30 protein-coding genes are annotated in these 25,269 nt (G+C 45.1%); 24 read left to right on the top strand and 6 right to left on the bottom strand.

All coding sequences use genetic code 11. The features are described from left to right. Nucleotides 1-13: 13 nt before the first annotated feature. From ACH9UM_RS06080 to ACH9UM_RS05975, 22 genes are all read left to right on the top strand, one after another. Nucleotides 14-1,324 carry a phage portal protein gene (locus tag ACH9UM_RS06080; RefSeq protein WP_055297929.1) on the top strand — a complete coding sequence of 437 codons (1,311 nt, stop codon included), beginning with the start codon at nucleotides 14-16 and terminating at the stop codon, nucleotides 1,322-1,324. Further along, on the top strand, nucleotides 1,321-2,127 hold the full coding sequence (locus tag ACH9UM_RS06075) for a head maturation protease, ClpP-related (RefSeq protein ID WP_055290010.1): 807 nt from the start codon (nucleotides 1,321-1,323) through the stop codon (nucleotides 2,125-2,127). The genes ACH9UM_RS06080 and ACH9UM_RS06075 overlap by 4 nt, the downstream gene beginning before the upstream one ends. Nucleotides 2,128-2,142: 15 nt before the next feature. Beyond that, nucleotides 2,143-3,348, top strand: coding sequence for a phage major capsid protein (locus ACH9UM_RS06070; RefSeq protein ID WP_055297930.1), 1,206 nt, complete (start codon nucleotides 2,143-2,145; stop codon nucleotides 3,346-3,348). A 9-nt stretch (nucleotides 3,349-3,357) separates the two neighbouring features. After that, nucleotides 3,358-3,633, top strand: a complete 276-nt coding sequence (locus tag ACH9UM_RS06065; protein ID WP_055290014.1) for a head-tail connector protein — start codon at nucleotides 3,358-3,360, stop codon at nucleotides 3,631-3,633. Beyond that, nucleotides 3,633-3,962: a phage head closure protein gene (locus ACH9UM_RS06060; protein ID WP_055290016.1), complete on the top strand. Its 330-nt coding sequence runs from the start codon at nucleotides 3,633-3,635 to the stop codon at nucleotides 3,960-3,962. Before ACH9UM_RS06065 ends, ACH9UM_RS06060 begins: the two co-directional genes overlap by 1 nt. Nucleotides 3,963-3,974: 12 nt before the next feature. Then, nucleotides 3,975-4,358, top strand: coding sequence for an HK97 gp10 family phage protein (locus ACH9UM_RS06055; RefSeq protein WP_055290018.1), 384 nt, complete (start codon nucleotides 3,975-3,977; stop codon nucleotides 4,356-4,358). Further along, nucleotides 4,351-4,668: a hypothetical protein gene (locus ACH9UM_RS06050; RefSeq protein WP_400092254.1), complete on the top strand. Its 318-nt coding sequence runs from the start codon at nucleotides 4,351-4,353 to the stop codon at nucleotides 4,666-4,668. Before ACH9UM_RS06055 ends, ACH9UM_RS06050 begins: the two co-directional genes overlap by 8 nt. A 2-nt stretch (nucleotides 4,669-4,670) precedes the next feature. After that, nucleotides 4,671-5,267 carry a major tail protein gene (locus ACH9UM_RS06045; RefSeq protein ID WP_004845661.1) on the top strand — a complete coding sequence of 199 codons (597 nt, stop codon included), beginning with the start codon at nucleotides 4,671-4,673 and terminating at the stop codon, nucleotides 5,265-5,267. A gap of 11 nt (nucleotides 5,268-5,278) precedes the next feature. Next, nucleotides 5,279-5,653, top strand: a complete 375-nt coding sequence (locus ACH9UM_RS06040; protein WP_055297931.1) for a hypothetical protein — start codon at nucleotides 5,279-5,281, stop codon at nucleotides 5,651-5,653. Next, a complete protein-coding gene (locus ACH9UM_RS06035) occupies nucleotides 5,650-5,814 on the top strand; it encodes a hypothetical protein (protein WP_172677246.1) in 165 nt (54 codons plus the stop codon). The genes ACH9UM_RS06040 and ACH9UM_RS06035 overlap by 4 nt, the downstream gene beginning before the upstream one ends. Before the next feature lie 204 nt (nucleotides 5,815-6,018). Continuing rightward, nucleotides 6,019-6,219: a hypothetical protein gene (locus tag ACH9UM_RS06030; RefSeq protein WP_055297932.1), complete on the top strand. Its 201-nt coding sequence runs from the start codon at nucleotides 6,019-6,021 to the stop codon at nucleotides 6,217-6,219. Between the two features lie 25 nt (nucleotides 6,220-6,244). Further along, nucleotides 6,245-6,433: a hypothetical protein gene (locus ACH9UM_RS06025; RefSeq protein ID WP_055297933.1), complete on the top strand. Its 189-nt coding sequence runs from the start codon at nucleotides 6,245-6,247 to the stop codon at nucleotides 6,431-6,433. Nucleotides 6,434-6,580: 147 nt separating this feature from the next. Then, nucleotides 6,581-9,766, top strand: coding sequence for a phage tail tape measure protein (locus tag ACH9UM_RS06020; RefSeq protein WP_400092249.1), 3,186 nt, complete (start codon nucleotides 6,581-6,583; stop codon nucleotides 9,764-9,766). Beyond that, nucleotides 9,766-10,500: a hypothetical protein gene (locus tag ACH9UM_RS06015; RefSeq protein WP_055297935.1), complete on the top strand. Its 735-nt coding sequence runs from the start codon at nucleotides 9,766-9,768 to the stop codon at nucleotides 10,498-10,500. The genes ACH9UM_RS06020 and ACH9UM_RS06015 overlap by 1 nt, the downstream gene beginning before the upstream one ends. Then, nucleotides 10,501-12,816 carry a phage tail spike protein gene (locus ACH9UM_RS06010; protein ID WP_055297936.1) on the top strand — a complete coding sequence of 772 codons (2,316 nt, stop codon included), beginning with the start codon at nucleotides 10,501-10,503 and terminating at the stop codon, nucleotides 12,814-12,816. It begins immediately after the preceding gene. Nucleotides 12,817-12,827: 11 nt separating this feature from the next. Then, a complete protein-coding gene (locus ACH9UM_RS06005; protein WP_055297937.1) occupies nucleotides 12,828-13,046 on the top strand; it encodes a hypothetical protein in 219 nt (72 codons plus the stop codon). Continuing rightward, the gene (locus tag ACH9UM_RS06000) at nucleotides 13,024-13,269 is read left to right on the top strand and encodes a hypothetical protein (protein ID WP_117980686.1); all 246 of its coding nucleotides are present in this window, start codon (nucleotides 13,024-13,026) and stop codon (nucleotides 13,267-13,269) included. Before ACH9UM_RS06005 ends, ACH9UM_RS06000 begins: the two co-directional genes overlap by 23 nt. Next, nucleotides 13,241-14,026 carry a phage baseplate protein gene (locus ACH9UM_RS05995; protein WP_055297939.1) on the top strand — a complete coding sequence of 262 codons (786 nt, stop codon included), beginning with the start codon at nucleotides 13,241-13,243 and terminating at the stop codon, nucleotides 14,024-14,026. Before ACH9UM_RS06000 ends, ACH9UM_RS05995 begins: the two co-directional genes overlap by 29 nt. A gap of 66 nt (nucleotides 14,027-14,092) precedes the next feature. Then, a complete protein-coding gene (locus ACH9UM_RS05990; RefSeq protein WP_004845673.1) occupies nucleotides 14,093-14,503 on the top strand; it encodes a holin family protein in 411 nt (136 codons plus the stop codon). A gap of 5 nt (nucleotides 14,504-14,508) precedes the next feature. Next, the gene (locus ACH9UM_RS05985; RefSeq protein WP_227076982.1) at nucleotides 14,509-15,762 is read left to right on the top strand and encodes a glucosaminidase domain-containing protein; all 1,254 of its coding nucleotides are present in this window, start codon (nucleotides 14,509-14,511) and stop codon (nucleotides 15,760-15,762) included. A gap of 150 nt (nucleotides 15,763-15,912) precedes the next feature. Beyond that, entirely contained in the window at nucleotides 15,913-17,421 is a 1,509-nt protein-coding gene (locus ACH9UM_RS05980) for a recombinase family protein (RefSeq protein ID WP_400092243.1), read from the top strand. Then, the gene (locus tag ACH9UM_RS05975) at nucleotides 17,363-18,757 is read left to right on the top strand and encodes a recombinase family protein (protein WP_227076980.1); all 1,395 of its coding nucleotides are present in this window, start codon (nucleotides 17,363-17,365) and stop codon (nucleotides 18,755-18,757) included. Before ACH9UM_RS05980 ends, ACH9UM_RS05975 begins: the two co-directional genes overlap by 59 nt. 1 nt (nucleotide 18,758) lies before the next feature. Here ACH9UM_RS05975 and ACH9UM_RS05970 read toward each other — a convergent pair whose 3' ends face one another. The 6 genes from ACH9UM_RS05970 to ACH9UM_RS05945 form a co-directional block, all read right to left on the bottom strand. Further along, complete coding sequence (locus ACH9UM_RS05970) at nucleotides 18,759-19,694, bottom strand: DUF6551 family protein (protein ID WP_330651948.1); 936 nt, start codon at nucleotides 19,692-19,694, stop codon at nucleotides 18,759-18,761. Beyond that, nucleotides 19,651-20,667 (bottom strand): hypothetical protein, encoded by a 1,017-nt coding sequence (locus tag ACH9UM_RS05965; RefSeq protein ID WP_400092239.1) that lies wholly within the window; start codon nucleotides 20,665-20,667, stop codon nucleotides 19,651-19,653. The genes ACH9UM_RS05970 and ACH9UM_RS05965 overlap by 44 nt, the downstream gene beginning before the upstream one ends. Next, complete coding sequence (locus ACH9UM_RS05960; protein WP_400092236.1) at nucleotides 20,664-21,056, bottom strand: hypothetical protein; 393 nt, start codon at nucleotides 21,054-21,056, stop codon at nucleotides 20,664-20,666. Before ACH9UM_RS05960 ends, ACH9UM_RS05965 begins: the two co-directional genes overlap by 4 nt. Then, nucleotides 21,016-21,717 (bottom strand): integrase, encoded by a 702-nt coding sequence (locus ACH9UM_RS05955; RefSeq protein WP_227076977.1) that lies wholly within the window; start codon nucleotides 21,715-21,717, stop codon nucleotides 21,016-21,018. The genes ACH9UM_RS05960 and ACH9UM_RS05955 overlap by 41 nt, the downstream gene beginning before the upstream one ends. Next, nucleotides 21,695-23,572, bottom strand: a complete 1,878-nt coding sequence (locus ACH9UM_RS05950) for a recombinase family protein (RefSeq protein WP_227076976.1) — start codon at nucleotides 23,570-23,572, stop codon at nucleotides 21,695-21,697. The genes ACH9UM_RS05955 and ACH9UM_RS05950 overlap by 23 nt, the downstream gene beginning before the upstream one ends. Before the next feature lie 132 nt (nucleotides 23,573-23,704). Continuing rightward, nucleotides 23,705-24,088 (bottom strand): helix-turn-helix domain-containing protein, encoded by a 384-nt coding sequence (locus tag ACH9UM_RS05945; protein ID WP_227076975.1) that lies wholly within the window; start codon nucleotides 24,086-24,088, stop codon nucleotides 23,705-23,707. 389 nt (nucleotides 24,089-24,477) lie between these two features. Here ACH9UM_RS05945 and ACH9UM_RS05940 point away from each other — a divergent pair, with 389 nt between their 5' ends. Next, complete coding sequence (locus ACH9UM_RS05940) at nucleotides 24,478-24,798, top strand: helix-turn-helix domain-containing protein (protein ID WP_227076974.1); 321 nt, start codon at nucleotides 24,478-24,480, stop codon at nucleotides 24,796-24,798. 83 nt (nucleotides 24,799-24,881) lie between these two features. Further along, on the top strand, nucleotides 24,882-25,193 hold the full coding sequence (locus ACH9UM_RS05935) for a hypothetical protein (RefSeq protein WP_306795652.1): 312 nt from the start codon (nucleotides 24,882-24,884) through the stop codon (nucleotides 25,191-25,193). Nucleotides 25,194-25,269: the final 76 nt, after the last annotated feature.

Here is a 25,269-nt window from a genome sequence, read left to right as displayed (position 1 = left end):
GCGGAGGTATCGTATGGGAATTAAGAGTTTATTTGGATTTGGACAGGCGAGGGATAAGCCTGTGGACAAGGCAGCAGATGCAGGATATTCATTTCTGTTCGGAAGAACAACAAGCGGAAAGCCTGTGAATGAAAGGACTGCAATGCAGACTACGGCAGTATATGCCTGTGTCAGAATTCTTGCGGAAGCAGTGGCATCTTTACCGCTTCATGTATATGAGTATCAGGATGACGGCGGCAAGAAGCTGGTGCATGATCATCCTTTATATTATCTGCTCCATGACGAGCCGAACCCGGAGATGACTTCATTTGTGTTCAGGGAAACACTGATGAGTCATCTTTTAATATGGGGAAATGCGTATGCCCAGATCATAAGGGACGGGACTGGAAGGGTGCTTGGGCTTTATCCGCTCCTTCCGGATAAGATGGATGTGCAGAGGGATGACCGTGGAAACATCTATTATGTGTATTCCAGAAACAGTGATGAAAACCCCATGTTCAAGGAATATGGAGATATCAGGCTGAAAGCTGAGGAGGTGCTTCATATCCCCGGACTGGGATTTGACGGGTTGATCGGATATTCCCCGATTGCAATGGCAAAGAACGCTGTCGGAATGACACTTGCCTGTGAAGAATACGGGGCGAGTTTCTTTGCAAACGGGGCAAATCCGGGAGGTGTTCTGGAGCATCCGGGAGTCCTGAAAGACCCGTCAAAGGTGAGGGAATCCTGGAACTCCGTATACCGTGGTGTGAATAACGCACACAAGATCGCAGTGCTTGAAGAAGGAATGAAGTACCAGCAGATAGGCATCCCACCGGAAGAAGCACAGTTCCTTGAGACAAGGAAATTCCAGATCAATGAGATCGCAAGGTTATACAGAATACCACCGCATATGATAGGTGACCTTGATAAATCGAGCTTTTCCAATATTGAGCAGCAGTCTTTGGAGTTCGTAAAATACACACTTGACCCGTGGGTGATCCGGTGGGAGCAGTCCTTACAGAGATCACTCCTTCTGCCGGGAGAGAAAGGAAAGTATTTTATCAAGCTGAATGTGGATGGCCTCCTCCGTGGGGATTACCAGTCAAGGATGAACGGCTATGCGGTCGGAAGGCAGAACGGGTGGTTTTCTGCCAATGACATCCGTGAGATGGAGAACATGAATCCGATCCCGGATGAAGAAGGAGGAAGCCTGTATCTTATTAACGGTGCTATGACAAAACTTGCAGATGCGGGTGCATTTGCTGGGAAGGATACCGGACAGACACAGGAAGAGAAAAAACTCCCTGCACAGGAAAACAGCAGAAAGAGAGGTAAAAGATGAAGCGGAAGTTTTGGAACTGGATAAGGAATGAAGATGAGAGCGTGCCTGACATGGAAAGGACGCTCTTTTTAAATGGCATGATCTCGGATGAAACATGGTACGGGGACGAAGTCACCCCGCAGCTTTTCAAAGATGAACTGAATGCCGGAAATGGAAATATCACGGTGTGGATCAATTCACCGGGCGGTGATGTGTTTGCAGCAGCCCAGATCTATAACATGCTCCGTGATTATAAGGGAAGCGTGACGGTCAAGATTGACGGCATTGCAGCTTCGGCAGCATCCGTGATTGCTATGGCAGGAGATAAGGTCTGTGTATCCCCGGTGGCTATGATGATGATTCATAATCCTGCAACGATGGCAATGGGTGAGGCGAAGGATATGCAGAAAGCAATCGCCATGCTGAATGAGGTCAAGGAATCCATCCTGAATGCCTATGAATTCAAGACGGGGCTTACCCGTGCAAGGCTCTCGCACATGATGGATGACGAGACCTGGTTCAATGCAAAGAAGGCGGTGGAGCTTGGCTTTGCGGATAAGATCCTTTTTGATTCCGATGAGGATGAGAAAAAGAAAAAGCCGGATGATCCGGAAGAAAAGCCGGAGGAAGGCAGTGATGGAGAGAAAGGGGACGGAGAGGATGATAAGGACAAAAACGGGAAAAAGAAGCTCCCGTTCCAGCAGGATTCCATGATGTTTTCTACCAAGGCGATGAATGAATCGTTCCTTTCCAAGGTGTCTGATATGGATGCCATGATACCAGTCAACCAGTTGGAGAAGAGACTGAGTCTCTTAGCACATTAAGGAGGATATTGAACTATGAGTAAGATTTTAGAATTAAGAGAAAAGAGAGCGAAGGCGTGGGAAGCTGCAAAAGCATTCCTTGATGCAAAGAGAACACAGGAAGGTTTTGTTTCTGCTGAAGATGCAGCCACCTATGACAAGATGGAAGCGGATGTCGTAAATCTTGGAAAAGAGATCGAGAGACTGGAAAGACAGGCTGCCATTGATGCAGAGCTTGCAAAGGCAACAAGCACCCCGATCACCAATCAGCCGCATGCCGGAACTGGCGGGGAGACAAAAACAGGAAGGGCAACCGATGAGTACAGAAAAGCGTTCTGGAACGGTATGAGAAACAAGATGTCATACGAAGTACAGAACGCTCTTTCTATTGGTACGGATTCCGAGGGTGGATATCTTGTGCCGGATGAGTATGAAAGAACACTGGTGGAAGCCCTGAATGATGAAGTATTCTTCCGTAATCTGGCTACTGTTATCAAGACATCGAGCGGTGACCGTAAGATTCCAATCGTCACATCAAAGGGTGAGGCAGCATGGATCGATGAAGGAGGTCAGTTTACAGAATCCAATGACAGTTTTGGGCAGACAACCATTGGGGCTCATAAGCTGGCAACCATGATCAAGGTTTCAGATGAGCTTTTAAATGACAGCGTGTTTAATATCGAACAGTATATTTCCAGGGAGTTTGGAAGAAGGATCGGTGCAAAGGAAGAAGAAGCCTTTTTCATCGGTGACGGAGCAGGAAAACCTACAGGTATTTTCAACGCAACAGGCGGTGCTGAAACAGGAGTGACAGCTGCAAATACCACCATTACGTTTGATGATGTCATGGATCTTTACTATTCCCTTCGAGCTCCATACCGTAACAAGGCAGTATGGCTTCTGAATGATTCGACTGTTAAGGCAATCAGAAAACTGAAGGATGGAAACGGAAATTATATCTGGCAGCCATCTGTAAGGGAAGGAGAGCCGGACAGGATCTTGAACCGCCCTTACCGTACATCCATTTATGTGCCGGAGCTTGCAGCAGGAAAACGTGTGATGGCATTCGGTGATTACAGTTATTACTGGATCGCAGAACGCCAGGGCAGAAGTTTCAAGAGACTGAATGAGCTTTATGCTACAACGGGACAGGTTGGATTTCTCGCTTCCGAGCGTGTTGACGGCAAGCTGATCCTGTCTGAGGCAGTGAAAACACTCGATGTGAAAGCTGCCGGAAAGTAGGTGGGCTGAATGTTTGTAACGCTTGAGGAAGCCAAAGGGTATCTGAGGGTGGATTCATCAGACGAGGATAGTTTTATCCTCGATCTGATGGAAACTGCAAATGCTTTGATTAAAAATGTAACAAGACGGACTCCAGCGGTACTTAAAAAGCATGAAGCAGTTGTGCGGACAGCGGAATTGTATGTGATCGCTTACCTTTATGAGCACAGGGAGGAAGCCGACCATAAGGCCATGACGGAGACCGTGAAATATCTGCTCTTTGGCATACGGAAGGAGAAGTTTTAATGATCGAGTTGATGCGTGACCGGATCACGCTCCAGAAAAGTTCCGTGAAAACAGATAAGATCGGAAACCATACGGCAGTCTGGGAAGATGTGTATTCCTGTGCTGCTTATGCCAATAACCTGTCTGGAAAAGAATACTGGGCAGCAAAGCAGTTGAATGCCCAGTCTGAACTGGATTTTATTATCCGGTACTGCAGCGAGGTGGCAGCCCTGGACAGTGAGCATTACCGCATCAGGTTCCGTGGGGATCTTTATAATATTACGTTTATTGATAACGTGCAGTATAAAAATAAATCTGTCAGGATCCGTGCGGAACGGATCAAACGGTGAGGTGAATTGGAAATGGCAAAGAAGATCAAAGCGGATGCCCTTGCATCGGAAGTCATGAAGGAGCTGGACGATTATTCCAGTCTGACTACGGAAGTGATGAAAAAGGCGGTCAGGAATGCCGGAAAAACAGTCCGGGAGGAGATTGCGGACACAGCACCGAAAAAGACCGGAACTTATGGAAAAAGCTGGGCGGTCAAAAAGACCGGGGAAGACAGTAAGTCCCTGCAGGTGACGGTACATTCCAAAAACCGATACCAGATCGCTCATCTCCTGGAGCATGGACATGCAAAAAGGGGAGGCGGCCGGGTAGCAGCAAGACCGCATATTGCACCTGCAGAGGAGTCAGGAATCCGCCAGCTTGAGGAAGAAATCGAGAGGGGGATCCGGAATGGATGATCTGGTTAAGATGATGGAAGAAACAGGACTGCCATTTGCCTACGACCACTTTGAAGAGGGGGAAGCAGCAGAACCGCCGTTTGTGTGCTATCTTCTTCCGCAGAGTAATCATTTTTCTGCGGACGGAAAGGTGTATCTGAAGATTACGGAAGTCCATATCGAACTGTATACCGACTGTAAGGACTTGTCGGCAGAACAGAAAGTAGAAGTCGTGCTGGATAAGCAGGGTATTTTTTATGAGAAATCCGAGGTATGGATTGAAAGCGAGAAATTGTATGAAGTCCTGTATTCATTTGAGATGGAGGTTTAGACATGGGAAATAAAGTAAAATATAATCTGAAAAATGTCCATGCAGCAAAGCTGAAGGAAACAGTGAGCAGCAGCGGTGAGACAACATTTTCTTATGAAAATCCAAAGGCAATCCCCGGAGCAGTCAGTATCAGCCTGGATGCAGAAGGGGAATCCACACCGTTTTATGCAGATGGTATCGTATATTTCCGTTCCGTAACGAATAACGGATACAGCGGTGATCTGGAAATTGCACTGATTCCGGAGTGGTTCCGGACGGAGATCTTACAGGAGAAGCTGGATGGAAAAGGCGTGCTTGTGGAAAGTACAAACATCGGGGAAAGTGTAAAATTTGCCCTGTTATTTGAATTTGACGGGGATGTGAATAGTATCCGCCATGTGATGTATAACTGTACGGCATCCCGCCCATCCATCGAATCCGAAACAAAAGAAGATACGATCGAGCCGGGAACGGAGAAGCTGTCGCTGACGGCTGATCCGAGGAGCGACGGACTGGTAAAGAGCCGTACCGGAGATACCACGGATGCAGCGACATATGCGAACTGGTATAAGTCCGTATACATTCCGTCAGAAACAGAAGAAAGCAGTGCGAAAGGATAAGGTGAAAGGGTATGTTAAAAAGAGAAATTGAAATTTGTGGGAAAACGATCCCATTCCGGTCATCTGCGACCGTTCCGAGATTATACCGTGCAAAGTTCAAGAGGGATATTTTTAAGGATCTGTCGAAACTGGAAAAATCCTATAAGGGTAAGACCGAGGATGGGGATGAGTTCCAGATCGATGACCTGGAGATCTTTGAGAATGTTGCATATATCATGGCCTACCATGCGGATAACAGCATCCCGGCATCCATTGATGACTGGCTGGACCAGTTTGATATGTTTTCCATCTATGAGGTGCTGCCTCAGATCCTGGAACTGTGGGGTGATAACCTTGCAACAGAGGTGGCAGCAAAAAAAGGTCTGGCAGAAGTGAACGGGAAATGACAACACCGCTGTTCCTTCTGCGCAGCGTAGAGATTGGAATATCCATATCGGATCTGGATCTTCTGACGGTGGGGCTGGTGATCGACATGTGGACGGAAAAAGCAAATGATGGCGTGAAATATAATAAGATCGCCACGCAGGATGATTTTGATAAATTCTGATAGCAGCATCAGAAAAATCATGTTATTATGATATTGTATAATTTCTGTTTGAAAGAATACAGAAATTATTCTCCACTCCTGAGAAAATAATTATGCAGGGATAATCCTTGGAAAATATTCTATGGATTCAGCTTAGAAGGTGACAAAAGTGTCCGCTATCTTCTGCAGGTTATTTAATGGAATCAGGAAGAAAGGAGGATAACTATGGCTAAGAGAAAAGGAGTATCCGGTAAAACTCATACGAAACAGCAGCTTAATGATTATGCCAATCAGAATAATCCGAATAATAAGGCATGCCGGGCGAGAAGAACAAACGAAGGAAAAGCCCGAAAAACAGGGAATCACTTTGACCGGGATATGATTTATTATGAGCCGGATTTTGGCTTTGGCTGGTGTGATGACTAGGAATCTGAGAAAGGCAGGTATTTGTATGGGAAACTTTTTTTATGACCTGTTTAATGGAAAGACGGGCTATACAATATCGGATAGCATGGCAGTGGATGAAGATGGTGATCTTTTAATGAGGTTATCTGATCATACGGTTATGGATATGGATACAGGGGAAATTGGTTTTTTATCATCGGCAGGAAATCTGTTTGATGAGGAAGATGACTGGTAATGTAAACCTGATATGACGAATGGAAAAGCATCGCATTTGCGGTGCTTTTCCTATACTTAGAAAATTATGTTTTTATGAAAATGAGGCATCGATCATTTAGTTGTGATCGGTGCTTTTTTTCTGCCATGACGGGGGAGGTGTGTGCAGGTGGCAAGCAGGATTAAAGGAATCACGGTCGAGATCGGAGGAGATACCACTGGTCTTGACAAAGCCCTGAAAAATGTAAATGCAACGATCAGGACGACCCAGTCTTCGTTGAAGGATGTCAATAAGCTGTTGAAACTGGATCCGGCAAATACAGAACTGCTTGCACAGAAGCAGAAACTCTTAAAGGATGCCATTGGTTCTACCAAAGAAAAACTGGATGCTTTAAAAACAGCACAGGAACAGGCAAAGCAGCAGCTGGAGAACGGGGATCTGGGACAGGACAAATATGATGCCCTTCAGAGGGAGATCATCGAAACGGAACAGGAACTCCAAAAGCTGGCACAGGAAGCAGTCAATTCCAATGCTGCCCTTGCAAAAATCGAAGAGGTTGGTGGGAAGCTGGAGTCAGTCGGAAATAAGATATCCGGTGTCGGAACAAAAATGCTTCCCGTTACAGCGGCAGTTGCAGGTCTTGGTACGGCAGCCGTGAAGACTACGGCAGATTTTGATTCTTCCATGAGCCAGGTACAGGCCACAATGGGAATTACGGCTGATTCCATGTCAAAGGTGGATGGACAGTCAGTAAATACAATGGATACCCTGCGTACCCTGGCGAAGCAGATGGGAGAGAAAACAGCCTTTTCTGCAAGTGAGTGTGCACAGGCACTTAATTACCTTGCTTTGGCAGGTTATGATACACAGCAGATGTGTGATACGCTTCCAACGGTACTGAATCTGGCAGCTGCAGGAGATATTGATCTTGCATCTGCATCGGATATGGTAACGGATGCAATGTCAGCCCTTGGCATGCAGACGGATGAAGCCAATACAATGGTCGATCAGATGGCAAAAACAGCATCGACAACGAACACATCCGTGGCGCAACTTGGGGAAGGAATCCTTACCATTGGTGCAACTGCCAAATCCGTAAAAGGCGGTACGGCAGAATTAAATACGGCCCTTGGTATTCTGGCCAATAATGGTATCAAGGGAGCAGAGGGCGGTACACATCTTAGAAACGTGATCCTTGCATTACAGAGTCCGACCGATAAGGCAGCTGCCTGTATGGAGAGTCTCGGCCTTCAGGTTTATGATTCGCAGGGAAACATGCGGAGTCTGAACGATATCCTTTCTGACCTTAATAAGTCTATGGACGGCATGACCTCTGCAGAGAAGAATAATATCATCAGTACGATCTTTAATAAAACGGATCTGGCATCCGTAAATTCCCTGCTTGCAAATACCGGGGATACCTGGGACAGTCTTCAGAAGTCCATTACGGAATCCGGTGGTGCTGCACAGCAGATGGCAGATACACAGCTTGATAACCTGTCCGGTCAGATCACCATCTTAAAATCAGCGGTGGAAGGTCTGGCCATTTCTTTTGGAGAGGCGCTTATGCCTGTGATCCGGAGTCTTGTCTCCAAGATACAGGGATTTGTAGATAAGCTGAACAGCATGGATGAATCCCAGAGAAATCTGATCATCCGTGTTGCAGCGGTGGTTGCAGCCATCGGACCGTTCCTGATCATTCTTGGAAAAACGATCTCAACCGTAGGGACAGCGATGAAAGGCTTTTCTTCCCTTGCCAAAGGAATCGCAAGTCTTGGAGTAAAGATCGCAGGAAGCAGCGGTTCGGTAACCGGGCTTGCAAGTGCACTTGGGGCGGTAGCAGGACCTGTGCTGGCGGTTATTGCCGTGGTGGCCGTTTTAGTGGCTGCGTTTAAACATCTGTGGGATACCAACGAGGAATTCAGAAATGTCATGACAGCAATCTGGGAAGGTATTGTCAAGAAGGTACAGGCATTTGTTGAAGGGATCAAGGAAAGGCTGGCAGCCCTTAATATTGATTTTACTGCAGTGGTAAATACACTGAAAAAAATCTGGAATGGTTTCTGTGAACTTCTGGCACCTGTGTTTGAAGCAGCATTCAGTATCATTTCAACAGTTCTTGGTACAGTGCTTGATGTACTGACGGGACTGCTGGATGTGTTTATCGGACTTTTCACAGGAAACTGGGAGCAGATGTGGTCGGGGATCAAGGAGATATTCTCCGGCATCTGGAATGGGATCACTGGGATCTTTACGGCAGCATTGAATCTTATCCGTGGGATTGCGGATACAGTCCTTGGATGGTTTGGGACAAGCTGGAATGCAGTATGGACTTCTGTATCCACATTCTTTACAAATATCTGGAACGGGATCACGTCATTCTTTACCGGAGTATGGGAGACCATCAAGAATGTGGTACAGATAGGAATCCTGTTTATTGGTTCGCTTTTGGAAGCAGCATTTAATATCATTACACTGCCGTTCCGCTTTGTATGGGAGAACTGTAAGGAGACCATTATTTCCGTATGGAATACGATAAAAAGCACGGTTTCGACTGTGATCGATGCCGTGGCATCGGTGATCTCTACAGTCATGAATACCATAAAGACTGTGATCAGCACCGTCTGGGATGCAGTCAGTACAAAGATATCTACCGTGCTGAATGCCATTAAGTCAGTGGTAACCACGGTATTTAATGCAGTAAAAACGGTAGCAGTTACGGTGTGGAATGGAATCAAAACCGCAATCAGTGCGGTCGTTGACGGCATTAAAAGCAAGGTGTCTTCCGTATTTGAGGCTTTGAAGAATACACTTTCTTCTGTTTTTAATGGAATCAAATCGACAGCGGTATCTGTTTGGAACGGAATCAAGAGTGCAATCGTTACACCGATTGAGGCAGCACGGGATACTATTAAAGGAATCGTGGACAAGATCACGGGGTTCTTTAATAACATGCATTTGTCGCTTCCGCATATCAAGTTACCGCATTTCAGTATCAGTGGGAAATTGTCGCTTGCTCCGCCAAGTGTACCGCATCTGAATATCGATTGGTACAAGGAAGGCGGTATCATGACAGGACCGACCATCTTTGGCATGAACGGGTCGAGTCTTATGGCAGGAGGGGAAGCCGGAAAAGAAGCGGTTCTTCCACTGAAAGGCTTTTATGAACAGCTGGAAAATATCCTGACAAACAGGCTGAATACTTCGGCAATGGAGCAGTATCTGGCTGTGATAGCAGAAAACAGCGGAAAGGGCATCTATCTGGATGACGGAACGCTGATAGGAAAACTGGCACCCGGGATCAATCAGAAACTGGGCATGCAGAAATTTAAAGCAGAAAGGGGCATGGTCTGATGAGCGAATATACAACCGCAGGATTTGGGGCAACGATCAATGGAAAGCACACATGGAAAGATTATGGTCTTGTGATCGGCAATACGGATATCGTAAGTGAGCCATCCCCGAAAACTAATTATATCGAAGTGCCTGGAAGCAGTATCAGAATTGACCTTACGGAAACGCTGACAGGACAGGTGGAATATGAGTCCAGACAGCTTAAGTTTTCTTTAGGAAAAATGGAAAGGGAAGATTTGTGGCCGGTGTTTTACCGGACATTTCTGAAGGCATATCAGGGTAAAGAAGTACGGGTTGTTCTGGATCAGGAGCCGGATGTGTATTATCACGGACGTGCAGAAGTTTCGGGGTTTTCCAGAAATGGAAGGCTCGGTACATTTACCCTGACGGTAGATGCGGATGCGTATAAATACGAAATTAATGTGTCTAGCGAGGATTGGCTGTGGGACGTATTGAATTTTGAAACAGGGATCATCCGTGATTACCGTGGGATCAGTGTTTCTGGAAGCAGCAGTAAACTTCTGGAAGGAAGCGGCATTCCGGTTGTTCCTGCATTTCTTGTCAGCAACCTTGATGAAAGCGTTTCGAACTATATTACTTTTAATGGGACGAGGTACACTCTGCAGGAAGGTCGGAATCGCTTTGCGGATCTGATCATTCCGGCAGGAGGTGGAAGACTCTATTTTTACGGAAAATATACAGTAAATATTGAGTTCCGGGGAGGGAGTCTGTAAATGTATAAAGTGTTTTATGACGATCAGCTTTTGTATCTTCCGGGAGATCAGGAGCTGATCATTTTTAATACCAAGCTGGAACTGGCAGATAACAAATCCGGCTCATTTGAGTTTGATATCCCGGCAGTAAACCCGATGTATGACAAGATGAAAAAGCTGACTTCTGTCATCCGGGTAGAAAAAGATGGGGACAGTATTTTCTATGGACGCATCCTTAGTATGGAGAAGAACTTTTATAATACCCGGACAGTGGTGTGCGAAGGGGAACTTGCCTATCTTCTGGATTCGATACAGGAGCCGAAGGCATACCACGGCTATACTGTGAGGAGCTTCTTGAATACCCTGCTGGCTGTGCATAACAGGCAGACAACAATGGAAAAACGGCTTGCTGTCACATTTAACTCCAAATGTGCGGGGGAAAGCGGATCTTATGATAACCTTTCCCTTTACTATCAGTCGGGAAGTACCACATATGCTGTTTTTACGAAAAAAAAGGCAGATGATGTGGCTGGAAAAACATTTATTGTACCTGCCGGAGACTTTTATGTGTACTGGCATACGGACGCATCGGTTAATAAATATTATGGATTTTCCATAGACAGCGTAGAGTTCACAGCGGGAGTTCCGGACACAGCAGTTGTATCAGCACTCCCATCTTATACGGCAGTGGAAACAAAGAAAGTTTCTGATATGCAGAGTGCGCATAATCCGTATGATAACAGTTCCAATCTTTTGTGGCATTACACCCATACGTTCGACAGGAAAGACCTGTATCCAAAAATGTTTGTTACAGGGATGGTTACGGTGGAAGACAGCAATGACAGCATTTACCGCTATACAAATTGGGAAAACACGCTGGATGATATTCAGGATAAGCTGGTAGACAGGCTTGGAGGACATTTACGGATCCGGCATTCCGGCACGACTCGTTACCTGGATTATATCGCAGATTATGATAATACCAATACACAGGTCATTGAGTTTGGCAGTAACCTTCTTGATTATACAGAAAATGCGGATGCATCTGAAATTGCAACCAGAGTGATCCCGATTGGTAAACGATTGGAGGAAAGTTCGATCGAAGGGCTGGAAGAATATACCACGATCAGGAGTGTGAATAAGGATGTTCCGTATATTGAATCCACGGATGCCATAAAAGAATATGGCGTGGTGACAAGGACTGTAAGTTTTGAGGATGTCGGAGAGCCGGCCAATTTGAAGAAGAAAGCAGAGAAATATCTGTCAGATATTCAGTTTGAGAACCTGTCTTTGACCTGCAATGCCGTGGACCTGAACATGGTGGATGTGGATATCGAACGGATCAAACTGGGGGATTCCATCCGGGTCGTGTCAAAACCACACGGAATGGACCGGTATTTTCCGGTTACTGCACTTACCATTGACCTGCAGAATCCACAGAATAATACGGTAACGCTTGGAACAAGTGTAAAGGCAGGAATTTCAGAACGTACAACAAATCAGAACGATTCGCTTGTACAGAAGATCCAGTCACTGCCGCCACAGTCTGACACCCTGCGGATGGCGATAGAAAATGCAACAGCCCTGATCACGGCAGCAACCACGGGGCATGTGGTGACAAGACCGGAAGAGATCCTGATCATGGATACTGCAGATAAGGATACCGCAAAAAAGGTGTGGCGATGGAATTTAAATGGTCTGGGATATTCCAGTACGGGATATAATGGGACATTTGGAACAGCCATTACGATGGATGGAAAGATCGTAGGGAAATATATTGCTGCCAGAAGCATCTATGCAGATTCCTTTATTGCAGGAGAACTACAGACTGCATGGAATGGAATCACGGATTATATCCAGCTAAAGAACGGGGAACTGCAGGTATTTAATACTTCTGATCAGCTGGTGTCAAAGTTCAATTATAATGGGGAGCATTTTTACAGGGACGGCACTTATGTAGGTAAGATTGGAACTAACAAGTGGTCAAGCAATGCAGCACACAAAGGGCTGGTGTTTGATCTGGAATATACCGGAAAGTATATGGCATGGTGTTATCAGAAAACAAGCGGAGCTTCATCCTATACCACGATGCTGTGTTTTTCACAGGGAAACAGTATCTACACGGAACAGGGGCTGCATCTGGGCTGTGATTTTTATGGGGAGTGGAATACGCTCTACAACATTAAACTTTCGGGTGTTTCTTCTGGCGGATACAGTGCATTTACTGGAACAATCCCAATCATCATGAATATTACGGATAAAGGAAATGGGGCAATCAGCTGGACTTACAGTAAGCTTCAGGTAAAAAACGGCATCATAGTCGGATACTGGAATTAAGGAGGTATAAAGTGGAAAAAGAAATCGAACTGGAACTTCCCCGTGGGGAAAAGCCAAAGGAAGGAAAAACAGAAATGGCAGAAAAAACAGTGGAACTAATGTCTGGCTCACCGCTTGAAATGAAGCTGGAAGAAGTTTTAGGTAAGGTTACTGCTATGGAATCAGCTATGACAAAAATGACAGCATTGTTTGAGGGAGGTGCATTTGGTGGAAAAGCAGGAAAAGAATAAAACAGAACAGAATCCCATGCCTCTTGGTATGATTCTGGATCATGCAAGGGAGGACATGACAAAATCAGTGGTTGCACTGCAGCAGAAATACGGGCTTCCGGCAAGTCTTCTTGATGTGATCCTGACAGGCGTGCTGTCAGAAGTACGGGAAATGAAGTGTATGGAGTACAGGCAGCTGAAGGAGGGAGAAAAAGATGGCAAATGTCACAGCGTATCTGAATAAGATCCTGTCTGCGGTATATGGAAAAGATGTCAGGCAGAGTATTTATGATTCTATCAATGCAATCAATACACAGGTGGAAGGGTATGTATCTGCTGAGAAAAGCCGTGTGACAGCGGAAGCTAATAGAAATAGTGCTGAAAAAATCAGGGTATCAAACGAGAACGATAGGGAAGCCGCTGAAGAGGAACGTTTAACAAATGAAGCAGAAAGGCTGGAGATATATGATGATCTGTGCTCTCAGGTAGCTGATATGCTGGATGAACTGAAGAATGTGGCAGAGGGGAAAATTACATTTTCTGCGATTTATCCTGTGGGCAGCATTTATATGTCCGCGAATAATACCAGTCCGGCATCCTTGTTTGGAGGCACATGGCAGTCATGGGGAAGCGGACGTGTTCCGATTGGCGTAAACACATCGGATTCAGAATTCTCTACAGTGGAAAAAACAGGTGGAAGTAAGTATCTGCAGAGTCATACCCATACTTTTACCGGAACAGCGGTCACGGTGACAGGTGGGTCACATTCCCATACGCTTCCATATCCTGTTCCTTCAGAACCGGGTTATGATTACGAAGGAGAATCTTATAATGCTCCTTTTGGTACCTATAGCCCGCAGAGTGAACTGATAGAGGAGACAGATTCAGAAACCCACAGCCATACTTTTACGGCAAAAGGTACACTTAGTTCAACCGGAATAGGAAACGGTCAGAACCTCCCGCCTTATATCACCTGCTATATGTGGAAGCGTATTGCATAATTTTAGTAACTGGTATCTCTTCGGAGGTGCTTTTTTTATACCCAAAAATCAAAGGAGGAACTCATTATGAAGGAATTTTGGAACACGGTACAGTTTGTTTTTACAGCAGTAGGAGGATGGCTTGGATATTTCCTTGGCGGATGCGATGGCCTGATCTATGCACTGCTTGCATTCGTTGTGATCGATTATCTCACGGGAGTGATGTGTGCGGTCAGCGATAGGAAGTTATCCAGTGCAGTAGGTTTCCGTGGAATCTGCAGAAAGGTCCTGATCTTTCTGCTTGTCGGAATTGCAAATATCCTGGATGTGCAGGTGATCGGTACGGGCAGTGTGTTACGGACAGCGGTGGTCTTCTTCTATCTTTCCAATGAAGGCGTGAGCCTGTTGGAAAATGCATCGCATCTGGGACTTCCTGTGCCGGAAAAGATCAAGGAGGTTTTGGAGCAGCTCCATGACCGTTCAGAGAAAGGAGAATAACCGCTATGAATAACAAAGAATTTATCACAGCGGTTGCAGGATATGTGGACAAGTATGCTTCAGCGTATGGCATTCTTGTCCGTTCTTCTGTTATTGCACAGGCAATTTTGGAATCTGGCTGGGGGAAAAGTACCCTAGCTGCGAAATATCATAACTATTTTGGATTGAAATGCGGAACAAAGTGGAAGGGCGGTTCAGTCAATCTTTCAACTAAAGAAGAATACACACCCGGAACACTGACGTCAATCCGTGACAATTTCCGTACCTATTCTTCGATGGAAGAAGGAGTAAAGGGATATTTCGAATTTATCCAGCTTTCCAGATACCAGAACCTGAAAGGTATTACAGATCCAAGGAAGTACCTGGAAACCATTAGGGAAGACGGTTTTGCGACCAGTTCTGATTACGTGAAAAACTGTATGGCTCTGGTAGAGCAGTATGAGCTGAAAAAATATGACAATGCAAAGGAGCGAGAGACTATGGCAAAAACAGCAGCAATATTGATTGCACAGGCAAAGGCATGGGTCGGATGCCGTGAGGCAGACGGATCCCATAAAAAGATCATTGATACTTATAATGCACACAGACCATTGGCAAGAAATTATTCGGTAAAATATACCGATGCGTGGTGTGCCACGTTTGTATCAGCATGTGCCATTAAGACAGGCATGACGGATATTATCCCGACAGAGTGTGGATGCGGGCAGATGATCGCCCTGTTCCAGAAGCTTGGGGAATGGGACGAAAATGATGCAAGAGTTCCAAGACCGGGGGATATTGTTTTTTATGACTGGGATGATTCCGGTAAAGGTGATAACACCGGATGGCCGGATCATGTAGGAATTGTAGAAAAGGTATCCGGCAGTACGATTACGGTGATCGAAGGAAATAAAGGAAATGCAGTAGGGCGGAGAACCCTGCAGGTAAATGGAAAATATATCCGTGGATATGGAGTACCGAAATACAACAGTGGATCTTCACAGAATACTTCTTCTGGGAATGCCGGCGGGAGCAGCAGTTCTGGCGGTATCAATAAAACACCGAAATGGGTAGGGAAGGTTACGGCTTCATCCTTAAATGTCCGAAAATGGGCAGGAAAGGAATATGGCAGGATCAAATCTTATCCATATTTGTACAGAGGGAATCTGGTGGATGTCTGTGATACAGTAAAGGCGGCAGACGGAAAAGCGTGGTATTATATCCGTATTGCAGGAAAATACTATGGATTTGTTTCTTCGGATTATATCGTGAAGGCATAGGAATATGGCTGATGGTCAGTAATGGCTGTCGGCCGTATTTTTTTCAGTTTATGCCAAGGAAAGAAAGGTGAAAGGTATCCAAGAAAACACTTGCTATTATTGGCTTTCAGAGTGATATATAGACTACCAAAACGGAAGGAGGTATGGCTTGTGGAAATTCAGATCAGGGAAGGCAGCAGGGAGCAGAAGAGGAAATTAAAAGTCTGTGCATACTGCCGTGTATCGACAGATGCGGATGAACAGGAAAATTCATTGGAAAATCAGGTCAGGCATTATGAGACGGTCATAAAAGCCAATCCGGATTATGAATATGCCGGAGTTTACAGTGACTTTGCCATATCGGGATTTAAAGAAAAGAGACCCGGTCTGCAGAAGATGCTTGCCGATGCAGAAAAAGGTAAGATAGACCTTATATTAACAAAATCAGTATCACGTTTTGCAAGAAACACTTCAATCGTTCTGGAAGCTACACGAAAGCTGAAAGAACTGAATGTAGGTGTTTTTTTTGAACTTCAGAATATCAATACGCTGTCAGGGGAAGGGGAGCTGATGCTCACGATCCTTGCAGCATTCGCACAGGCAGAAAGTGAAAGCGGAAGCACTGGTGCAAAGATGGTTTACCAGCGAAAGTACGAGGCAGGAATTCCCGTACAGTACCTTGAGCGGTCTTTCGGTTATACAAAAGACGAGAGAGGAGTATTTGTTGCTGATGAAGCAGAGGCTGTATGGGTAAGAAAAATCTATGAGATGGCAGCAGAGGGATATACTCCCGCATCGATCAAACGATACCTGAATGAAAATGGGATAAAGACGGTAGGCGGTGTGCAGTGGGTAGACAGTACCGTGTTCCGCCTTCTTGAAAACGAGATTTACAAAGGCGATTACATCATGCACAAGCATTTCGTGAATGAAGAGAGAAAACTGGTTAGGAACAGGGGAGAAGTGGATGCATGGTACATTGAAGATGACCATGAAGCTATTGTTTCCCCGGAACTCTGGCAGAAAGCACAGGATGCATTGGCTGCAAAGAGGGATTATCTAGCGGAAGGCTCGGTGATAGAGGAGTTCACAGAAGAAAATTATCCTTACATGAACAAGATCTATTGTGCTAAATGCGGATATCCCCTTTACAAGAGGATCTACAGCAAAGGCAACAGACTTAACTGGGGATGCAGTGGGACAAAAAGATATGGAAAGACCTTCTGCGATGGCATTAATATCCCGGATGGTGTGCTCCGGAGTGCGTGGCATTTTAAAGAAAACACTTATATTGCGGAGAAAGCATCGGATAAGGGAGTGAAGGAATTTACCTATTTAAAAGAACAATCATGGAAAAGAAGGCATAAAAAGAAGCAGCCGCCAGCAATTCCAGAAAATACTGAAGCAGAGTATCCTTACAGAGAGAAGATCTTCTGTGCGTTATGCGGAAGCAGACTTGTAAGATATGTAAATCCCCAGAGTCATAAAGTCACATGGGTATGCAGCAGAAGAAAACGGAAAGGAAAAGATGCCTGTGATGGGACCAGGGTTCCGGACACCATCATAAAGGGATGGGGAGAGATCAAAAAAGATATTTATATTCAGAGAAAGGATGATAAGAATGGCAAGAAGCGTTACAGTTATACCAGCAAGAAGCCAGAAGGTGCGGACAGGGCATAAGGCGGTACAGGAAAAGAAGATAAGGGTGGCAGCCTACTGCCGTGTGTCAACAGACCAGGAAGACCAGCTCCATAGTTTTGAGGCACAGGTCGAGTATTATACAAAATATATCAATGAGCATGAGAATTATGAAATGGCCGGCATTTATGCAGATGAGGGGATCTCAGGTACAAATACAAAGAAAAGGGAACAGTTCAAAAAGATGATCGCAGACTGCGAGAAAGGTAAGATAGATCTTGTCATAACAAAATCCATCAGCCGTTTTGCGAGGAACACGCAGGACTGCCTGGCATATTCCAGAAAATTAAAGAACCTAGGGATCGGCATCATATTTGAGAAGGAAAATATCAACACACTGGATTCTACGGGCGAGCTTCTGTTTACCATCCTAAGCTCCCTTGCACAGGATGAATCAAGGAATATTTCAGAGAACTGTAAATGGGGCATCCGCACGAAATTCAAGAACGGTGAGATGCATCTTAACACTTTCAAGTTCCTCGGATATGATAAGGATGAGAACGGGAAGCTTGTCATCAATAAGGAACAGGCAAAGACAGTGAGAAGGATATACAGGGACTTCCTTATCGGAATCAATCCGGCACAGATCGCAAAGGAACTGACGGAAGAGAAAGTCCCGGGGTGTCTCGGGCAGACAAAGTGGTATCCAAGCACGGTAATAGGGATCTTAAAACAGGAAAAGCACATGGGTGACGCACTTCTGCAGAAGACCTATACGGCAGATTTCCTTACCAAGAGACAGGTCAAAAACAACGGTGAGATCGCACAGGTCTATGTAAAGGACAGCCATAAGGGGATCATAGATAAGCAGACATGGAATGCGGTACAGGAAGAATTTGACCGCAGGGAAAAGTTCATGCAAAGGCATGGCACGGATCGATACAGTTATGGTGCGGACTGCATGCCGTTCTGTGAGAAGGTGTTCTGTGGGGAATGCAAAAGCCTGTTCACAAGACATTCCTGGAAATCAAGGGGAATCATACAGTGGCAGTGCAAAAACCACAGGAAAGACGGAAAAGTGGTGTGCACGAATGCCTACGTTGATAATGCAGACCTTGAAAAGGGATTTGTAAAAGCATTCAATAAACTGGTCACGGACAGGGAGAAGTACATGGAAATATGGCAGCAGATGAAGTCAGATGGGACTCCCCTTGAAAAGATCAGGGCTGGGCAGATGATGGAAGCCGTGGGAAATGAACCGCTTACCAGATTCGTTCCGGAGATTGCACAGCTTGTCCTCTGTGAAGTGACAGTGCTTGGTGCAAAAAAATATGAGTTCTTCTTTCTGGAAGGCAGCCGGGTAAAGGTTTCCGTGTAGATCACCCGGAAACCCCACTTTCATGAAGCCCAAACAGCTCCATCTGGCTGCTTTCACTGTCCGTATCATCGGGTTCAGGAATCTCTGACTCTTCTTCCATGTTCTTTTTATGCGGTAGTTTGTGGGTATAAAGCTTATCCCAGGTAAGCGGATTCCGGCATTTTTTGTTGTAGTATATCAGTATGGCTTCCGCAAAACCAAGGGAACCGGAACGCCTGTCCTTTGCAGTGCGGGCGAGTTCCTTGATGGATATCCTCCCGAGCTTTTCCTTAAATATATCGTCTTTTATGGCATCACCATAGGCATTCAGAAAGCGAGCCAGTCCGTTCATCATGTTTGCACTGAAGGACTGGGATGCACCCTCCCAGGTGGCGGTAATGAGCCGGATGACATGGTCGAGCATGTGATAGCCATATTTATCGTGGATATTTTCAAGGGTTGCAACAGCACAGATACCGCCCGGAGTCGTGGTGGATGCAATGGTAAGATCATAGGATTCCACCAGATCACGGATGATGAGCTGCTTATCGTTGCCGGCCTCTATGTTTGCCATGAATATCTCGTAAGGCAGCAGGGGCTTTACATATTTCATCTGATTTGCGAAGATATCTGCTTCGTGTTCATATCCAAGGTCGTCATAGACCATGCACCATACAGGTGTCTCCCTGGATCCCGAAACGAGGGCAACGATCTCAATGGTGTGCTGTCCGTTGAATACATAGTTGATGCCATTCCTCCGGCTGACCTTCACAGGATTTATCTGGTATAAGTCGAAGTTAGCGGCAGCACGCTGGACATGGTGCTGTGAGAGGTTGCGTTGGTATTCCTGGTTGGATACGAGATTCCTGATGGGAATCTGTTCAAAGTGTACTTTTGGCACGAACTGCATCAGGTCAACGTCCTGTGTCATTTGTCCGGCTGTCTGTTCTTCTGTCATCTGAATCCTCCTCTTCAAGCTGCGAAAGCAGTCTGGTAATTTTTCTTGTAAGGTTTAACAGCTGCATCTTCACTTCACGCCTTGCGTTACCGGAGGTGGAAGGAAAATCTGTAAGTTCTATGGTTCTTGATATGGTTTTTGACCATGAAGGTATTGTAAATTTAAGGCTCTCAAGTTCTGCATCCGGGTCAGTAGCGGGCATCTGTTTAATTCCGGCTTCGGCACTTTCCTTTTCCCGTTTTATCCTTCTTGAATCCGGTTTTCCAGTGGGAAGCCTCTGCCACCGGAGTTCGTGCCGCAGCTGGGAGTATCCGATACGGTCTATAGATCCGCTGTCTAAGAGCCTTTTCAATCCATTGATATCCTCAATGGGAAGGCGGGAGAGTTCTATGATATTTTCATGGGACACACGGAGTTTTCCATTTAATATTTTTTCTGCAATTTCAGGGCTTTTCCGTTTCAGGTCATCGACTGCACGTGCGTAAATATCATATTTTGTCACGGTGGAAAAACCGAAATTAAATTCCGTGCCAATGATGGTGGCAATATCTGTCTTACGGACATATTTCTGTGATACCTGTCCGTCTGCATTCAGTCCCATGTCAGGATGTTTTTTCATAAATTCATCACTGGCAGTATTCATGTCTGCACGGAACAATCTTCCTATCAGGTATTTTTTATATTCTCCCGTAAGGTCTGTACGTTTGAGCTGTTCACGGCAGATAAAAGAAACGGCCTTATCACGGCTTTCGAATATGATATGCTGGATGTTGAAATGAATATCCCATTTCATACAGATCTTATATCGCAGATGACCGTCAAGTATGATATTGTTCCATACATATGCAGGATCCAGACAACCGTGATCAAAGATGCTTTCTTCGAGTTCTTCCAGGTAGTTTTCTTCCCTTGGCTGTATCAGATCCTCAAATTCCGGATCGGTCTGAAGCTCTGGGACTGGTCTGTTATTCATACTGATTCCTCCGTTCGTGTCGTATCATCTACAAGCACGCATTCATTCATGGAAAAGCTGGCGAGACATTCTCTTGGATTCAGTGCACCGTAGATACGGTAGCTGCGGTTGCCCTCAAGGTGAATGCCAGTGTGTCGTAATGCCTGTAAAAGCTCTGTACTATATAATTCATAGCAGTAATGGCTGTCGGCTTTTCTGTAGCGTACACGATGGGCAAGGTAATCCTTTCGCACACTTTTCCGTATGGCGATCATGCTGTCCTGGGGATTCACAAGCAGCTGGATATACTCTGGGTCACCGAGCATATGGAGCGTGAGTTTGTGTATGCGTATCCTGTTTTTCTTCAAGTCAATGCATAGTACCGGCTTCAAAGAGGTTTCTCTGTTCATAGTGTTGCTCCTCCTTTTCTGGATGTTCTATTTTTTTCTCTTCCGGTTCAGCGGTAGTGTTTTCGGAGATGCCGAATACCGCATAACCATCAAACATATTAATTTGCAGGCTGCTCTGATGCTCCTCTACAGGTACACCGAACTGGTTCTGCCATTCTTCTGGGTAGCTTGGTGTACGGGATGCTTTTATCTTTCCGTCTTCTTTTTCCTCACGGACGAAGATCTCTGGCGTGGTGAGGTCAAAGACAAACAGCAGTTCATTGTCTGAGCGTATCAGCTTTCCGAGCAGTTTATAACGGTAGGATGAATTCCATCCCATAAGTGCCACAACTTTGGCAAAAAAAATACGGCATGTGATCTGTCTGGGAGAGCGTTTTGCTGTTGCGGAACACCAGCGGAAGGAATCTTTTTCATCTTCCTGGCATGGACGCACCGCAAGTTTCTTTTCGTCTGGGTTTACGAGTATCTGCACGAAATCCGTATCAGGCAGCTTTTTTATGCATGCGGTGTTTACGGATACCTTGCTGGAATTAAAAGTAAAGGACGGTTCGTAGGTATGGGCGAAGAACTCGCCGCGGACTACCTGATATCCGTCATAGCTGAAAGCATCATCCTCAGTTACGGGAATGGTGTTCTTTTCATCGTTTGTCTGTATGTTCATCTGTGTTCTCCTTCATATCTGACATGATCTGTTCAATGTTCCTTTCAATGTCATTTTTACTGGTGACCTGTATATCAGCGTCATTGTATGTTACCGGGGCATGAGAGGTATCGGGGTCTTTGTGTCCGCTAAACCCAGCAAGTTCTTCTGCCTGTGCGTGGCTGTAATAATTGCTGCCAAATGTGTCCGCCCAGTCAGGCGGATAGGCACGAATATTTCTCTGTTGGTTGTCCGTAAAAGGTTTTACGAAAGAATCAGCATCTGGTGTACCGATTACATCATTGGGAATGAATATCTCCGGTTCGGAAAGGTTGAAGAGAAGTACGGCGTCATTCCCACTGCCACGTTTTACCCCTGTGATGCGGTAACGGCAGTTATCATTCCAGCCGAGGAGGGAATAGAGCGTGGGAAGAAATGCAGTACCGCTGATCTCACGTGGAGAGTTTTTACTGTCTTTCTTTTTAGACCACTGCATGGCATTCCGGCAGTCTTTCCCCGCATTCCTTACGGCAAAGACCTGTTTCTTTGGATGTATGAGCAGTTCTACAAGCGTGCTGTCAAGCTTACGGACGGCAGGAGCGGAAAAGCGGATGTCTCCCTGGCCGAAGGTAACGGTTATACGATCCGTGCTGTCAAAAAACTGTGAGCGTGCGATCTCATATCCGCGCAGGTCAAATTCACCGGATTTTACTTCCACATGGCCGGAAGAGGTTATGGAGTGCTCGGTACTGTCATAAACACTGGAAGAAGCGTTCATGTAATCTGCCTCCTTAAATCCCGCCCATCTGGGGTTTATGGATACAAAGCCTTTCAGGACTCCACCCGGAATGACTTTCAGCTGCGGAAGGATTCCTTTGTTTCCATACTTGGCATTACTGATCAGGCGTTGGACGGCAATAAAGTCATCCCTTGAAACGATGGCTTCATGATGGTCTCGCTTTCTGTATTGCGGACGGTTCTGCATATTCTTCTTTGATTTGTGGTTGAGGTAATTCGGAGTGTAGGTTTTATGTGCCAGGACATCACCGCAGTGTCTTTCGTTCTGCAGTATCTGAAGGATAGAACCTGGAGACCATACGGTGTTTCCCTTTTTAGTCTCACAGCCGAGTTCCGTCAGGGTATCAGCAATCTCTTGACAGGTGCATCCGTTTAAGTACATCATGAATATGAGTTTTACAATCTTGGCTTCCTCTTCATTGATAACAAGATTTCCGTCTTCGTCATGGTCATATCCCAGGAGTGTTGGTGTAAGGAAAATACCCCTGCGGAAACGCATCTCAATAGATGCATTCATGATCTCACTTTTGGTATGGCTTTCTTCCTGTGCAAGTGTTGCCATGAAGGAAAGTACCATCTCGCTTTTGGGGTCAAAGGTGTTGAGTCTTTCAGTTTCAAAGAAAACACCGACAGGATGGGGGAGTGCAAGAAGCTCCCTGACATAGCCGATGCAGTCCACAACGTTTCTTGCAAAACGTGATACGCTTTTTGTAACGATAAGGTCTATTTCACCTTTTTTGCAGTCTTCGATCATCTGCTTGAACTGGTCACGGTGCTGGAGGGAAGTTCCAGAGATACCTTCATCTGCATAAATCTGTACAAGCTTCCAGTTTGGACTTTTACTGATGACGTCATGGTAATGATTCTTCTGCAATTCATATGAAGATGTCTGTCTCGGATCATCCGTTGACACTCTTGCATATACTGCAACACGCTGTTCATTTTCTACTGCAAATATATCTTCCTGCGGAAGAGCCGGAATTACATCGAGTTCATCCGGATTGATTCCTTTATAACGTTCCCTTATCTTACTTTTCTGGTCAGCAACAGAGCCGACTTTTTGTTCGTTTTCGTTCATGACTTACCACCTTTATTTCTATGCTGGATTTTATTATAAAATTTTCATGCGGAAATAAAATAGACTATAAGGACATGCATATCCCTATAGTCTATTTCAAAGAAAAATTATTTGTGTGAAAATAGTGTGCCTTTATCTGCACATATCTTTTGAAGCAAGCTCCCAACCATTTTTGTGCATGGTTTCAAGGCTTATTTTTATGAGTTCATACACGAATCTTTTTTCGTTTTCTGAGCAGTCTTCCATGAGAATATCGATGTCTGTCTGGTAGGCTGCCGGATTATTCATCTGTACTCCGGCAAGCAGTTCATCTACGGTAATGCCGAGGGCATTTACGATCCGTATAATGGATTCCAGACTGGCTTTCCTTTTAGCGTTTTCGATGTGGCTTATGTAGGAGACGGAAAGGTCTGTTATTTCCGCAAGCTGTGCTTGTGAAAGATGATTCTGCTCCCTTACTTCCTTAATGCGGTATCCTATCTGTCTGTGGTTAACAGATGTCTGTGTTTGGTTCATAGATTGTACCTCCTGTTTTCTTTTTCTTACGCAAGGTAAATTATCTATCAAAGAGTGAAAAAAGGTTGCGTAATTTAATGAAGCATAGTGGAGTAATGGAGAAATAAGGTATAGAAAATGCGAAATATGTCGAACGATTTTTATTGATGGATTTTAATACGGATGGTATGCTTATAACTGAAACAAAACGAAATAAGAATGATAGAAATAAGGAAAATCAAGGTTCTGTCATGATACAAAACTGAACTGCATAAACCTGCTGTTCATATTTTTTACCCAGATACTCCATTATAATGGAGTAATTTACGCAAGAGATATGGTTCTAATAATTCTTCTGCTTTACGGTTACAATATGTATATCGTACAAGTAGAAGAGAGGTGTAATTTACTTGCGTACAGAGGAGTACATACCAAAGAGGGTAAAAGAATTATGCAGCAAGCATAAAGTCTCCAAATACAGACTTGCACAGCTCACGGATATGTCGCAGACAGCGTTGGCAAATATAATGAATAAGAAGAGCATACCTACAGTACCGACCTTGGAAAGAATCTGTGATGCATTCGGAATATCAATCGCACAGTTCTTTGCCGGAGATGGTATGCGGCCTGATCTGACGGATGAGCAAGCTGAATTATTGGAGATATGGGATGACTTAAGTGCGGAGGAACGAAGGATACTGATGAACTTCGTAAGGACGCTAAAAAAGTAGGGGAAGCGGTTGATTGTATCTGACAAGACTGGCTTCCCTTTTTCTATGCATTCTTGCAGCCCCAGAAAGTGAAGAGGATGTATATGAGAGTACAGGATGAGGAATTTAAAACGATAATTTATAATCTGATGAACGGACATTATGATCTGGATAAGTTTGTTTGTGAGGAAAGTAGCGTAGTAGAGGATGAATTTGCAGAAGGTAAATACTGTGAAAAACTTTACAGTGAAATGCTTACAGCCTATGGAAGGATATGCCAGAGACTGCATGAACCGTCCGGTGAGGACAGGGACGTGGAAATCATAATAAATAATCTGTTGGACATGGGAAGATACCAGAGCATGAAGATGTTCGATTACGGTGCATTTTTTGCAAAGAAAGAGAATACTCAATAAATGGATTATAAAAAGAAGTGTGGCTATGATGGGGGTAGTCACACTATTTTTTTACAAATTTTCAGGTATCCCCTGG

The sequence above is a fragment of the Mediterraneibacter torques genome (assembly GCF_044591705.1).
In the GTDB taxonomy this organism is placed as follows: domain Bacteria; phylum Bacillota; class Clostridia; order Lachnospirales; family Lachnospiraceae; genus Mediterraneibacter; species Mediterraneibacter torques.
Note: the sequence above shows the minus strand (reverse complement) of the source record. Positions and strands in the feature narration are given on the sequence as shown.

Bases quoted from the DNA above. Each gene is read 5' to 3' on its own strand.
- ACH9UM_RS05965 (WP_400092239.1), bottom strand. From the start codon at position 20,667: ATGAATAACAGACCAGTCCCAGAGCTTCAGACCGATCCGGAATTTGAG.
- ACH9UM_RS06075 (WP_055290010.1), top strand. From the start codon at position 1,321: ATGAAGCGGAAGTTTTGGAACTGGATAAGGAATGAAGATGAGAGCGTG.
- ACH9UM_RS06055 (WP_055290018.1), top strand. From the start codon at position 3,975: ATGGCAAAGAAGATCAAAGCGGATGCCCTTGCATCGGAAGTCATGAAG.
- ACH9UM_RS06045 (WP_004845661.1), top strand. From the start codon at position 4,671: ATGGGAAATAAAGTAAAATATAATCTGAAAAATGTCCATGCAGCAAAG.
- ACH9UM_RS06025 (WP_055297933.1), top strand. From the start codon at position 6,245: ATGGGAAACTTTTTTTATGACCTGTTTAATGGAAAGACGGGCTATACA.
- ACH9UM_RS05970 (WP_330651948.1), bottom strand. From the start codon at position 19,694: ATGACAGAAGAACAGACAGCCGGACAAATGACACAGGACGTTGACCTG.
- ACH9UM_RS05935 (WP_306795652.1), top strand. From the start codon at position 24,882: ATGAGAGTACAGGATGAGGAATTTAAAACGATAATTTATAATCTGATG.
- ACH9UM_RS06035 (WP_172677246.1), top strand. From the start codon at position 5,650: ATGACAACACCGCTGTTCCTTCTGCGCAGCGTAGAGATTGGAATATCC.
- ACH9UM_RS05945 (WP_227076975.1), bottom strand. From the start codon at position 24,088: ATGAACCAAACACAGACATCTGTTAACCACAGACAGATAGGATACCGC.
- ACH9UM_RS05955 (WP_227076977.1), bottom strand. From the start codon at position 21,717: ATGAACATACAGACAAACGATGAAAAGAACACCATTCCCGTAACTGAG.
- ACH9UM_RS05960 (WP_400092236.1), bottom strand. From the start codon at position 21,056: ATGAACAGAGAAACCTCTTTGAAGCCGGTACTATGCATTGACTTGAAG.
- ACH9UM_RS06010 (WP_055297936.1), top strand. From the start codon at position 10,501: ATGTATAAAGTGTTTTATGACGATCAGCTTTTGTATCTTCCGGGAGAT.
- ACH9UM_RS06040 (WP_055297931.1), top strand. From the start codon at position 5,279: ATGTTAAAAAGAGAAATTGAAATTTGTGGGAAAACGATCCCATTCCGG.
- ACH9UM_RS06050 (WP_400092254.1), top strand. From the start codon at position 4,351: ATGGATGATCTGGTTAAGATGATGGAAGAAACAGGACTGCCATTTGCC.
- ACH9UM_RS06080 (WP_055297929.1), top strand. From the start codon at position 14: ATGGGAATTAAGAGTTTATTTGGATTTGGACAGGCGAGGGATAAGCCT.
- ACH9UM_RS05995 (WP_055297939.1), top strand. From the start codon at position 13,241: ATGGCAAATGTCACAGCGTATCTGAATAAGATCCTGTCTGCGGTATAT.
- ACH9UM_RS05990 (WP_004845673.1), top strand. From the start codon at position 14,093: ATGAAGGAATTTTGGAACACGGTACAGTTTGTTTTTACAGCAGTAGGA.
- ACH9UM_RS06065 (WP_055290014.1), top strand. From the start codon at position 3,358: ATGTTTGTAACGCTTGAGGAAGCCAAAGGGTATCTGAGGGTGGATTCA.
- ACH9UM_RS05985 (WP_227076982.1), top strand. From the start codon at position 14,509: ATGAATAACAAAGAATTTATCACAGCGGTTGCAGGATATGTGGACAAG.
- ACH9UM_RS05950 (WP_227076976.1), bottom strand. From the start codon at position 23,572: ATGAACGAAAACGAACAAAAAGTCGGCTCTGTTGCTGACCAGAAAAGT.
- ACH9UM_RS06015 (WP_055297935.1), top strand. From the start codon at position 9,766: ATGAGCGAATATACAACCGCAGGATTTGGGGCAACGATCAATGGAAAG.
- ACH9UM_RS06070 (WP_055297930.1), top strand. From the start codon at position 2,143: ATGAGTAAGATTTTAGAATTAAGAGAAAAGAGAGCGAAGGCGTGGGAA.
- ACH9UM_RS06030 (WP_055297932.1), top strand. From the start codon at position 6,019: ATGGCTAAGAGAAAAGGAGTATCCGGTAAAACTCATACGAAACAGCAG.
- ACH9UM_RS06060 (WP_055290016.1), top strand. From the start codon at position 3,633: ATGATCGAGTTGATGCGTGACCGGATCACGCTCCAGAAAAGTTCCGTG.
- ACH9UM_RS05975 (WP_227076980.1), top strand. From the start codon at position 17,363: ATGGCAAGAAGCGTTACAGTTATACCAGCAAGAAGCCAGAAGGTGCGG.